The 11,835-nt window shown below is 60.8% G+C and carries 9 protein-coding genes and 3 pseudogenes; 5 read left to right on the plus strand and 7 right to left on the minus strand.

All coding sequences use genetic code 11. The features are described from left to right. Nucleotides 1-206 precede the first annotated feature (206 nt). Nucleotides 207-1,356: pseudogene (locus tag ACFXS9_RS25655) on the minus strand (ABC transporter substrate-binding protein). Nucleotides 1,357-2,120: 764 nt separating this feature from the next. Between ACFXS9_RS25655 and ACFXS9_RS25660 the strand changes: the two are divergent. Both ACFXS9_RS25660 and amrS read left to right on the plus strand, forming a co-directional pair. Then, nucleotides 2,121-2,465 carry a radical SAM protein gene (locus ACFXS9_RS25660; protein WP_392693403.1) on the plus strand — a complete coding sequence of 115 codons (345 nt, stop codon included), beginning with the start codon at nucleotides 2,121-2,123 and terminating at the stop codon, nucleotides 2,463-2,465. Then, complete coding sequence (gene amrS / locus ACFXS9_RS25665) at nucleotides 2,363-2,965, plus strand: AmmeMemoRadiSam system radical SAM enzyme (RefSeq protein WP_392693405.1); 603 nt, start codon at nucleotides 2,363-2,365, stop codon at nucleotides 2,963-2,965. Before ACFXS9_RS25660 ends, amrS begins: the two co-directional genes overlap by 103 nt. Nucleotides 2,966-3,772: 807 nt before the next feature. On the opposite strand, the gene ACFXS9_RS25670 is transcribed toward amrS, so the two are convergent. The 4 genes and pseudogenes from ACFXS9_RS25670 to ACFXS9_RS25685 form a co-directional block, all read right to left on the minus strand. Then, nucleotides 3,773-4,729: a hypothetical protein gene (locus tag ACFXS9_RS25670; protein ID WP_392693408.1), complete on the minus strand. Its 957-nt coding sequence runs from the start codon at nucleotides 4,727-4,729 to the stop codon at nucleotides 3,773-3,775. A 377-nt stretch (nucleotides 4,730-5,106) separates the two neighbouring features. Then, a pseudogene (locus ACFXS9_RS25675) lies at nucleotides 5,107-5,268 on the minus strand (haloacid dehalogenase type II); the annotation flags it as partial. Between the two features lie 179 nt (nucleotides 5,269-5,447). Further along, nucleotides 5,448-5,983, minus strand: a pseudogene (locus tag ACFXS9_RS25680) (glutamate cyclase domain-containing protein). Beyond that, entirely contained in the window at nucleotides 5,967-6,293 is a 327-nt protein-coding gene (locus ACFXS9_RS25685) for a glutamate cyclase domain-containing protein (RefSeq protein WP_392693411.1), read from the minus strand. The pseudogene ACFXS9_RS25680 and the gene ACFXS9_RS25685 overlap by 17 nt, the downstream one beginning before the upstream one ends. 255 nt (nucleotides 6,294-6,548) lie before the next feature. Between ACFXS9_RS25685 and ACFXS9_RS25690 the strand changes: the two genes are divergently transcribed. Both ACFXS9_RS25690 and ACFXS9_RS25695 read left to right on the plus strand, forming a co-directional pair. Then, on the plus strand, nucleotides 6,549-6,695 hold the full coding sequence (locus ACFXS9_RS25690; protein WP_392693413.1) for a hypothetical protein: 147 nt from the start codon (nucleotides 6,549-6,551) through the stop codon (nucleotides 6,693-6,695). A 1,190-nt stretch (nucleotides 6,696-7,885) separates the two neighbouring features. Next, nucleotides 7,886-8,707, plus strand: a complete 822-nt coding sequence (locus ACFXS9_RS25695) for a universal stress protein (RefSeq protein WP_392693416.1) — start codon at nucleotides 7,886-7,888, stop codon at nucleotides 8,705-8,707. Between the two features lie 138 nt (nucleotides 8,708-8,845). On the opposite strand, the gene ACFXS9_RS25700 is transcribed toward ACFXS9_RS25695, so the two are convergent. Continuing rightward, nucleotides 8,846-11,062: a hypothetical protein gene (locus tag ACFXS9_RS25700; protein ID WP_392693418.1), complete on the minus strand. Its 2,217-nt coding sequence runs from the start codon at nucleotides 11,060-11,062 to the stop codon at nucleotides 8,846-8,848. A gap of 84 nt (nucleotides 11,063-11,146) precedes the next feature. Here ACFXS9_RS25700 and ACFXS9_RS25705 point away from each other — a divergent pair, with 84 nt between their 5' ends. Next, on the plus strand, nucleotides 11,147-11,329 hold the full coding sequence (locus ACFXS9_RS25705) for a hypothetical protein (RefSeq protein WP_392693419.1): 183 nt from the start codon (nucleotides 11,147-11,149) through the stop codon (nucleotides 11,327-11,329). Between the two features lie 148 nt (nucleotides 11,330-11,477). Here ACFXS9_RS25705 and ACFXS9_RS25710 read toward each other — a convergent pair whose 3' ends face one another. Beyond that, nucleotides 11,478-11,828, minus strand: coding sequence for a hypothetical protein (locus tag ACFXS9_RS25710; protein ID WP_392693420.1), 351 nt, complete (start codon nucleotides 11,826-11,828; stop codon nucleotides 11,478-11,480). Between the last annotated feature and the right edge of the window lie 7 nt (nucleotides 11,829-11,835).

The following is an 11,835-nucleotide window of genomic DNA, read 5'->3' on the forward strand; positions in this document are numbered from 1 at the left end:
CTGCGTCATACGCGGGCTTGCCCCGCGTATCCGTTTCTTGCAGCGCGCATCTGTCTTCTTGAATAAAGATGGATTGCCGGATCAAGTCCGGAAATGACGCACCAAATGCAGCGCGCTCCTTATTCCCTTATGGTGAAGCGCGCGGCGCGGCCGCGCGTCTCGAACCATGAAGCCGTTAGCCCTGGAGTCTCGAACGCGATCATGCTTCAGGTCCCCGGCGCCAGCAGGCTCCAGTCGCCGCCCTTGATTTCGAGCGTGCGGAACGCCGAGAGATCGAGCCCGAGGTGGTCGGTAGGCGACATGTTAACCACGCCGCCGGTGCCGACAAATCCCTTGGTCTTCTCGATTTCGTCGCGCAGCTTTTTTCGGGTCGGTCGAATTCGCCCGCTTCATGGCCTCGACCAAGATGAAGAGGCCGTCATAGGCATGGCCGCCGAAGGTCGAGACCGGCTGCTTCGTGGTGTCTTCATAGGTCTTCTTATAGTCGACCACGACCTTCTTCTGCGGATCGCTGTCCGGCAGCTTGTCACCGACAAGCAGCGCCGCGGCCGGCAGGCGCACGCCTTCGGCCGCCGGGCCTGCGAGCTCGATGAAGCTCTTCGAGGCCACGCCATGGCTCTGATAGAGCGGCGTCGCGGTCATGCCGAGCTGGGCGTAGTTGCGGGTCACGATCGCCGGGCCCTGGCCGAAGCCGGCATTGACCACCGCCTGGATCCCGGCGGTATTCTTGATCTTGGTCAGCTGCGCGGTCATGTCGCTGTCGCGCGGACCGTAGGTCTCTTCGGTGATGATCTGGATGCCGTAGTTCGGCGCCACCTTGGTGCACTGCGCCCGCATCGACGTGCTAAAGCCTTCAGTGCCGGAGATCATGGCGATCTTCGTCAGGTTGCGCTGCTTCAGGTTCTCGAAGATTTTTTCGCAGGCCATCCTGTCGGTGTGCGGCGTCTTGAAAACATACTTGCGGACCGGCTCGATGATTTCGATCGCGCCGCCGAGCGAAATCAGCGGCACCTGCGCTTCCTCGAACACCGGAATCATCGCCATGGTGGTGCCGGTGGTCGATCCGCCCACCATCGCCACGACTTTATCGTCCTCGATCAGCCGGGTGGCAAAGGTGCGTGCCTTGTTGGCGTCGCCGCCGTCGTCATAGATCACGAGCTCGATCTTCTTGCCGCCGACGCCGCCGGTGCTGTTGATCTTGTCGACGTACATCCGCAGCGTCTTGTCCTCCGGCTCGCCGAGGAACGAGGCTGGGCCGGTGATCGAGAGGATCGAACCGATCTTGATGGTCTGCTGCGCAAATGCGGGATGGCACAGCGCCAAGCCGAGCGCGCCGGCCGCAACAAGATGTTTCATGGCTGATAGCGGCGTCATGAATTCCTCCTGGTTTCGGGGCGCTCGTTTTTGCAAATGGCTTGCCCGGCGCATCCATTCGAGGGACGAGCGGCTTCCCTCCTCAATATAATATAATTGATCGAACGGATCAGCGCCGTCAGAAACTACTACGGTGGGCCGACGTATTTCCTTACGTCAACGGCCGGCCTCTTCGCCGGCAGCTCGGGATGTTCGCGCTTCAGTCGCTTCGCCGGCTTCATTCCCATCAGCAACTGAATTCACGAAAGGGATATATTCATTTTACCACCACGCGCGGTGCGCGCGAAGTGCCTACTCGATTGCACCTGCCCGGAGACGAACGACGCAGGTGCACCGCGCACACTGCGGCGCAGCAATTCATGAACTCATTAGTGAAGTTAGTGGTTCGATCTGAGCGCTGATTTCGCCAAGCAAAGCTTGATCGGCCTGCGAAGACGTTGTTCATCGGACATCGATCCGCCCGTGCAGGCGGCGCGCGGGGGAGAAGGCTTGCGCCACTGGCACGGAGGAACGTCGCCCGCGTGGGGGGCAATAATGCTGCAGCGGCGGGAGCGCTCTTGGACCTCAGCGGCCGAGATTGTCGACGGTTCGGCTTACGGTCTCCGCCGATCAGGAATAGAATGAACCAATGTCCGCGGGCGCTCGTGCCCCCGTAGGCGGGCCGGCTAGACGGCCGCTCCTCGGGGTTCTGTGTCGATCCAATAGAGAAGAAGCCACTGAACCACTATCTGCCCGGCACTCCCGTGGTGTCGTTCGGTACCGCAGGGTGCAACCTGACCTGCAAATTCTGCCAGAACTGGGACATCTCCAAGGCGCGAGAACTCGACCGGCTCCAGGACGCGGCCTCGCCGGAAGATATTGTCGAGGCCGCGATTGCCACGGGCTCGCGTTCCATCGCCTACACCTACAATGACCCCGTCATCTTCCTCGAATATGCCGTGGATGTTGCAAGGGTGGCGCGCCGGCGCGGGAGGAGCTTTACGCCTTCATGGACGCCGCCAATGTCGACCTCAAGGCGTTCACCGAGACGTTCTACAAGCGGCTGTGCACCGGCCATCTCGGCGCCGTCCTCGAAACGCTCGAGTATCTGAAGAACAAGACGAAGGTCTGGTTCGAGATCACAACGCTGCTGATCCCGGGTCACAATGACAGCCCGGAGGAGGTGAAAAAGCTGAGCGAATGGGTGATGACAAGGCTAGGACCTGACGTGCCGTTGCATTTCACCGCCTTCCACCCCGACTACAAGATGCTGGATCTGCCCCGTACGCCGGCCCTCACCCTGACGAGGGCTCGCGATATCGCCCGCGAGGTCGGGCTGCAGTTCGTCTACACCGGGAATGTCCATGATGAGACGGGCCAAAGCACGTACTGCCCGGGCTGCAGTGAGCGGATCATCGGCCAAGATTGGTATGAAATTACCACTTGGCGGCTCACCGGCGACGGTCGCTGCGGCATTTGCTCCTCCGCGATCCCCGGCTTGTTCGAGGCACGCCCGGGCAGTTGGGGGCGGCGGCGCGTCCCGATCCGGATCGGCAGCCGGCATGCGGATGTTGCAGGATCTTTGATAGGGGGCGGCGTGCAGCGACTCTAATCCTCGTCGCAAGCCTTTAAACTCCTTCCAATTTCCGATCATGTGAAGGGTTTCGGATGCCGGCCGCTTGAAGGACGGCGCCGCGAGTTCGGCGGCCGGCGTCCGAAAGCCTCCACAGGAGGAAACCGCGCTGGGGGGACGTAGGATGGTGCCGCGTGCGCGAGCTAAGTCGCGGCGCACCCGCAAACAACCTTCAGACGATCAGGAAGATCGCCCATGGGGATTTAATGTTCCGTGGCATCCGTACTTTCAATGGCTTGGCCGTAGCAAAAATAACACACCACACAATCTAGACGTGAGTTCACCGATGTTTGGATCGCGGAGGCAAACTAATCTCTCGCGACCTGGAAAGCCCGGAGCTATGTGAGCCGAAACTGTTTCGAGCTGCTCGTCAAGAGCATCACCGCATTTGTAATTCTGCTTGCATCGAGATCCTGGACTGGGTGCAATTAGCGACAGTGCGCACAATCGCGATCGAGAGTGCCCGGGGTTCGAGTTGGCTCTTGTGCAATGGTTGGTGCTCCGCCACGAACTCAAGAGTAGCACGTCTTCAATCATGGGATCATCGCGCGCAACGGGCAATTGCCCCGCTCGTCCGGATGCCTTGTCGCCTATTGCTTCGCCGTGGCGTCTGCCGCAGCGTCCTACCGCGCGAGCGGTTTAGTCCATTGCCCCCAAGCGGACGTTCCGCGCCAGTTAGTGCATACAGTTGGCGTCACCCCTGAGCTGCTCCAATAGCGCCTTGGCTTCCTTCAGAACCGGCGTGTCGAGGCCTTCGGCGAACCCAGCCGTAGATCGGCTACCTGGCTATGCTGCCGCGGGTCTCATCTTCCGATTGGCTTCCAGCCTTCGATCGACCAGTGCCACTATAGCATCGAGGGCGGGGTGCCTCATGCCCTTCTGCTTCGCGGCAAGTTGAACGAGCTTGTCCGCGCGCTCGATATTCGAGGCACCGTTGTTCAGGGCGCGGGCGGCAGAGGCGGGACGCGACAGGCTCTCCGCCGCCGCCGCGTACCTTTCGAAAGGCACCAATTCGTCACGCGAGGCACCAATCTTGACACATACGTCGAGCACGAAATCGTAGATGGAGCGCGACGCTTCCAGATCCGAATGAACGGCCTCCCGGGCGGTCCGCATTCCGTCCTCGGTTATGCACCGGTAGTTCCCGGCCATCAGCATGGCCCACTTGGCCAAGGGTACGAAGATCGAGTCATAGAACCGCAACTTCACCGGCAATTGTATCCTGCCCTCGGGAGCATCGAAGCGCGCGGCATCGATCTCCTTTTCCAACCGCCGCACGATCTCGTTCCCCTTCTCGAATTCCTCCCAGACTTCCGGCGCCGTATAAGCGGGCTTAAGCAGTTCGGAATCTATCCCAGGAACGCGCCTCATATAGGCAAACGGCGGCATGTTCATGATCGACATACACGGCACCCGCGATGTCGCCACAGCGTTCATAAGCTCCCGCACTCCGGGCGATCCATATTGGGGCTCCTGCATCGCAAGGCCGATGAGATCATATTCGCGAGGATCGACGTCCGTCGCTCTCGCGGCCGACACTCGGCCGGGCAGCTTGCGTGAATCGAGCTCGATGGGTTCGCTCCGGCCTCGGATCGGAATCCGAACACGAAACCCTTCGGAATTGATCAGATCTGCCTCGGTCGGAAGACAGACAAGTTTCACCGAATGCGCGCCGAGCAGAATCTTCGACGCGAGCAACGAACCGTATGAAGCGCCTAGGATGAGAATGTTGTATGTCGACATCGTCGGGTTTCCTTTGAGATCTTAGCTCGGATTCATCGCGGCCTGCTTTGTGCAAGCGGCCGGCTCGATGCCGCCGGTGCGGTGACGACATGCGGCACATCCGGCCGAACCGTGGCGACTGCAGCTGCGCCGGCCGACCGGATTCCTGGACCCCGAGGCGAACAGTACGGTCCAGTTGGCGGTTGGATCAACCCGCCAGCCTAACATCCCTACAGAAACGATGCCCGCGAAGCCGATACTCATTGATGACGTACGGCTGGTGACGCCTACCCGGGTACGGACGACCGTTTTTCGACAAGCGCCGAGAATCCGCGCACGCGATAATCCGGCGTCAAGCCGAGCTCATCCCTTTGCATGCGAAGCGCCTTGAACATCGTCTTGTTCATTATCCGCTCGAAGACCTTGGTGTCGTACTTCAGGCCTAGCGTCCTCAACGTATAGACCAGCGAGTCGCGGGTGACGACGGAAAAATCCTCGTAACGGCGCATCAGCGAGCGGTGCCAGGTATATCCGAGCTGCTTGGGCCGCCATTTCGCCGTACAGGGAAGGCTTCGTCCGGAGGGAGTCGCCGATCGGAGGCTCTCAAGGCGAACAGCTTCGCCCTTGATCGCTAGAATGGCCTATCAGCTTCAAGGTGATCAGCGCGCCTGCAACGCCACCACGGCGGAGATCTCTTCAAGAAGAGCCGCGTGCTGCTCCCAGGGTATGCTGTCGACACTCATCTGCGGTCGCCCGGGATTATCGACCGGCTGTCATCGACCGCCTGCCCGGTTTCCACCGCCGCCGAAAGGAGACGGTGATCCATATCGCGATCGAAATAACGCAGGAGAGCATCCCGCAACGCTGGCTTCGTGCAGGCCATTGCAGCAAGGAGCCCATACCCTCCCCAGTTCGACACGCCGGCGACGATGAACGAATCGACTGGAGTCGTCGCTGCGATCACCTTGCCATTGGGAATTCCGCTTTCGATGATTTCCTTGGGCAAGGATCCCATCCCAATCTCATTGCCCCGTCCCCGATGCGGATCGTGTACCAGCGACGCTTCTCGGCGGGGTCGCTAAAGAGAAGATGGAGCGGCCCTGTTTCGCGCGACATGTCCCATCCGTGCTCCCGGTGGGGCTTTCCATCCGAAGCCGGAGAAACCCGCTCTATTGCGATCAAGTGAGTGATCGGCCGATCGCCTACCTCTAGGTACTGCCGCAGGCGGAGAACCGAACTCTCCGTCGTCGACACGACCTCAAGATTGACGGGCATCGGCAGCGCATCGACCACGGCCCATACCGCCTTCACACGGTGTGTCGGTAATGACCGTTACCGGGATGCCCGCATTTGCGACGCCCGCGGCCAGCTGGGCCATTCCGCCGAGCCCGTCCGTTTCTGGAGAAGGCGGCTCCGCGTGCTGGATATAGAAGCCGGTAACGATGCCGACATGCGCGTTGGGCGTGTTCATGATGGCCTCTGCGGCGCGGGCAAGATTGCCTTTTGTCCACTCGGTCATCTGGCCGATATCGCGTTTGACTTTGCGCCCGATGATCGCCTCGATCCGGGCTATCGACTCGTTCACTGTATCCACCTCGACTTGCCTTCTCGAAGGTGCCGAGTTGGTATTGCTGGGTTTTTCCGGTCGCCTACACGATAACAGACCTGTTTGGAGAACAGCGTCCTCGCTCTGTTGCTTAGGAAAATCGCTCCCGGGAAACTAGGCCATCCTCTCCTGGGATGCCGAAAGCGAACAGGTCGACCTGCTCGCCGAGCTTTCCTTCGATTTATCGCGGAAGCCTGAGGGTCTGCTGCTGCTCGAGAGAGGAAGGCCTCAGACTTGGGCGTGCTCATCCTGTTCGACGGTGACAAGGAAGGTTCGCCTACTCCCGTGACCTGCAGCCAGGATAAGGTCATGATTGGTATCCGGGTCATTGACGCGCCAGCGATTAATGGCATCGGTCCTTCAGCTCCGTTCGCGTACTGAGCACAAACACCCGAATTTCCGAATGTGCCTACCCCTGGAGCTCATCCAAGGATAGTTCGTCAGGTTCGTGTTGGCTTCCGGGGATGGAATAGATCTTCGACGGACTGTTTCGGGTCGTTGATCCGAGAGCGGTCCTTGCGATCATTCTTCTGTGCTTCGAGCTTCTGCAGGAAACGGAACGCGGCGATCGGGTCGCGTGCCCCGATCAGCCGTGCTTGGTCATGCCGAAACCCTTTTGGCCGCTATGCATCATTTGATCACCAACGAAAGCTGTGCGGCTCATTTCCTGCACCCTGGAGTCGCCACCGGCGCCGACCTTCATGCGGTTCGCCGAAAGCACGATCAGAGAGAAAGGATAGCCCTGATCGTCAAAAGGCGCGAGGCCGGCACGGTCGGTTCGCGAGAGCAAAATGCTGCAGTGCGGCGCGCGGGGCCAGTTCGCCGCGCACGCCTGCGGACCTGTCGGGCCACGCGATCATCTTGAGGCCGGTCAGTGTGAGCACGAACTGGTCTTCCGAAAGGGCGGCACGACTGCGTCGGTTCGCGTTGAAGGCCGTCTTAGAATTGCAGGATCGCTGGTTGCTTTCGCGTGAATTGATGCGGTCCCCCACGTCGCTACGGGCGGTACGCGCTAGCGGCGCTGAGAGATTTCGTCCCCTTCGGCCCAAGGTGAGTTCTTCAACAATATCTGCCAGAAGCGAACATGAATTCCGCTGCCCCGATCATGGTCGGTGCGGCCAAACTTCCCGGCCCCACCCCACCCTCGCGCAGTTCTAGGCAACGATCCTCACCGGCATCAGGTTCACCGAAAATTACCGCCAATCTGGAAAATGTGTTCTCGCTTGAAGTTGCTCTTTGCGCAGCCCCGCAACACTTGCTGCTACACCTTCGCGCGAGAGGTCTTGCTGGTATCAAAGAACCACGATCGCGATTTCATCACTGGTGGTATGATCGCTGGCATCACCCGGTCGCCTGAAGACCTGATGGGAAGGGTAGTGCTTGAAGTCTCAGCCTGACCGTCATCTGGTGGCGGCCGGATGAGGAGTGTCTCGATAGCGTGCAGCGTGGACCCGCTTGCCCTTTACTCGAACCGGCACGCAGCTCCCGGGACGCGGGAATGGTGCACCAGTCGGGGAAGATAGACACTGGAATCAGTGTAGTTGCCTAATCACCTAACTGGAGGCATACACATGATCAAAGATATTCTTGTCAACCTGTCTTACGGGACATCGCAAGATGGCGTTTCCAATTACGCTGTATCGGTTGCGGAGACATTCGGCGCACACATCATGGGGACCGCCTTCTATCCGGCAGTGGTCGGTGGCGTTGACCTGTCGGCCAACTTTATTCGAGCCCAGCAAGCTGAAGCCCGAGAACACGCAGAGTCCGTGGCCACCGCGTTTGACGAGGCGACGCGTCGCGCCGGTGTTTCAGCCGAAACGCGCAGGATTGAAGCTGACATTGGCGACGTACCAAGCCAGTTTGCGCATATCGCAAGACGATTCGATCTTTCCGTCATTGGCCAATTTGAAAGGGACCGGGATCATCGAACCACGAATATCGTTATTGAGGCGGCGCTGTTCGAATCCGGAAGGCCGGTGCTCATCGTTCCTTTTATTCAGAAGGATCGCCTCAAACTCGATCATGTCATGGTGTGCTGGGATGGCAGCCGGGCAGCCGCGCGAGCGATCGCCGATGCCATGCCGTTTCTTACCCGCTCCGGCAAGACGAGTATTGTTGTTGCGGACACTCAGAGCGCCAAAAGCGCAGACCTTCCGGGTGCGGATATCGCGACCCATCTGTCCCGTCACGGAGTAAACGCCACGATTGAGCGCATTCCCGTCAGCAGGATCGACGTTTCAAATGCGATCCTGTCATATGCAGCCGATGCAGGTGCCGATCTCATTGTCATGGGCGGGTACGGGCATTCCCGGCTGCGGGAATTTATTCTCGGCGGGACGACACGCGGTATGCTTGCCTCGATGACTAAACCGACATTGATGTCGCACTGATCGGATATTCCTTGTTAAACCGACGGACATCAATGTGTGTCGAGACACGTCGCAAAATGTCGGGGTACCGCCGAAAGTTTCCCCAATTGACGGCCCGACCACCAGATTCCGGGAGAACCAATCCTTACGACCATGCCATCATCGATCGGATGCAATGACGACAGGAATACGGCGGATATCCGGGTTCATGACATTGCCGTTGACCGCGATGACAGCAAGCATGGTGTACTGGCCGGCCGGCAGCCGGCCGCCCAGATCGATCCGGAATGTCGCGTCGTCGCCGAGCAACGCGACATCGGCGAGCACGACTCGATCCTTGTCATCGATCACCACATAGCGACACTCCGGTGCGGCACGATTGCGCACGACGGGTGCGATCAACGGCAATGGCGTCCGCGCCAGGCGATAGCTTCGCTGGAATCTATCGATGATCTCGATCTCGCCCGAGAGCGTGACGCGGTCGCCATTCCATTCCACCCTGGTGACATAGCCGTGCCGCGGGATCGCGTAGGCGTCGTATGATCCCACGCCCAGCGGGTAGGTCAGATCCCGGAAAGCCTCGAGCGCGACATTGTCGGCCGACCATTTCTTCAGCCGGTACGGTCCATTGGTGACCAGGAAATGGCCGTGCTCGCGGTAGAAGGCCACGAGCGCCGCCCATCGCTTGCGCGCCTCGTCCGCAGTCACCAAGGATCGCAACGAGGCGGGGCGGTATGCGTCGCGCTCGAATGCCTCGACCAACGACACGAGCTTACGTTTGAGTTCATCAGAGCGGACCAGATCGAGCCACTCGATATTGCGGCGCAAGGCCTCTCCTTGCGAGAACGCCGCCCAGCCGCGGCTGACGGCCTCCTCCATGAGCGCGACAAGATGCCAGGGCAGCGTGCTCCAGGGCGGCGCCGCCAGAGCGTCCCGGTCCAAATTCTCAGACGCGATCGTCACATAGACGTCGACGAGCAACAGCTCGCGAACGAAGCTGATGTCGCCGACGCGGAACGTCTTTGAGGCGGTGTCCGTGCCCGCCACCCGCAATCCAGCTAGTGACTGGCGAAGGGGTGCGGTTGCCGCGTCGACGACGGGGTCGTAATGCCCCTCATCGCCCTCGCGGCGAACGCCCCACCGATACGCGAACATATAAGCATAGAGCAGATCGGCGACGGTCGTGCGTGAGCCGTCGTGAAAAGCCGAACCGAGCACACGGTAGGTCAATTTCGCGGCAGCAGACGTCCCCGGCCCGACCGACTGCAGCCGGCCGTCTCCCGGCTCAGGCAACACCGCGTCAGGAGGGACATCGATCGCCTCCGTCACGGCGGACGGCGGGGCGGATTCGCGCTGCTCGACGATGGGCTCCGCGGTGATGGACAGACCAACAAAGGTGTAGACGACCATGAGCGCAGTCAGCGGAACCTGCGAGCGCAGCGCGGCACCGCGCTCCGCTGTCACTCGGATCGCCTTGGTGTGGGCGAGATAGACCGCCGTGACATGCCCCGTCACAATAGCGACGACCGCCGCGTACCAGGCAAAGCGCGAGCCGATGATCGCGATATCAACGCGGTAGCCGGCCGTGCCGAAGAGATTCCAGCCCTTGCCGAACGGATCGGACGCGAGCGGCACGATGTACTGGCCCTGGATCAGCAGGAACACCAGGTAATGCGCCACGTGATAGCCGATGGCGATCGGGACGAGCGTCAGTGCGAAGCTGCGGGCAAGCTGCAGCGGCGAGCGGGCCATAAGCGTCGCCATGATCGCGCAGATCGCCAGGTAGGCGCCGAGGAACAAAAGCCAGAACCCTACGAGGCCGGCCGTCTTGATCGCGACCGAGTCGTGCGCGCCCAAGCCGGGGAGCGTGGCACGAAGCCAGCTTTCGAGGTTCGACCATGTCGAGGTGCCGATGAGCCCGTCATAAAGCACGGTCGAGAGCAGGAGCAACACGAACGCCATCATGGACGTCGAGACGGGTTCGTCGCCTAGCAGCCCCGCCCCGAATGGCCGAAGCAACAACTGCCGCACTTGCGGCTGAACCTTCGCCTGAGTCGGCGCGAAACGGGCGAAGGTGCCAAACACGATGGTGAACACCTCGCCGTGCTGCAGCCAGATGTCACGACCGAACACGAGCATTCCGATCAAGGTGAGGATCGAATACGCGGCGGCGAAACCAGCGATGTGGGCCGGCACGGCGGGGCTTGGGTAAACAAGCTCTATCCACGCAAAGGCGAGCAGCAGCAAGCACGCCGGCCAGACACCGAGCGCCGGCTGGTACGGCAGCCGTCGCGACAGTTCGGTGCCGGCGGCTAGCCGATAGAGCTGCTCCGCCCCTTCGAACAACGTTCGCCACGGATTGATCAGCCGCCACAAGTCTCCAGCGAAGGCCGATACATAGGCAAGGCCGACCCAGAAGATGATCCACACAAGCGTTGGCGCAATGTTGCGGTATGGATTTTGATCGCCGATGAACCCGGCGAGCACCGTGACAATGAATACGCCAAGCGCGACGAGCCGGAGCAAGAGAACAACACCTGGCAATGCGATCAGCCGGCCGGGTGCGGTGGCGAGCAGATCGACATGCGGGCCGCGACGGGTGGCCGGGGCATGACGAACGAACAGCCCGAAGACGACGAATGACAATCCGACCGCAGCGGCAGCTCCGAAAAGATAGAGCGAAAGCGGCAGCGGCAGGTCATAGCGCTGGCCGAAGCCGTGGGCGGCAGCAGGTGCCGCAGTGCCAAGAGCGATACACGCCGCTGCTGCAAGCGTCGGCAACACGGCGGCGCTACCGCGGATAGACCTCGATAAGGACAAGCGGTGGCTCATGATGGGAGGGGTTACCTGCGCGCTCGCGCGCATCATGGAGGTGGATAGGGAAGCGTCCGGTCGCGCGCGCCGTAAACTTCATTTCGGCAATCGCGCCAGCCTCGACTTTCCGCTCGATGTCATAGCCGTGCAGATGCAGGGTCAATGGCTGGTCGGTGGCCCAGCGTAGCCTGACCACGTCGCGCTGTTTGACGCGGATCAGGCGCATGTTCTGCGCCACCTGCCCGCGCTCGATCTTGAGGTCGAACGTCAGCTCCGCGGCTTGCACGCCCACGCTCGACGCGAGCGCACCCGCCATTGGCAGCAGCATGCGCCGG

This window comes from Bradyrhizobium sp. RDI18 (genome assembly GCF_043203335.1).
Classification (GTDB): Bacteria; Pseudomonadota; Alphaproteobacteria; order Rhizobiales; family Xanthobacteraceae; genus Bradyrhizobium; species Bradyrhizobium retamae.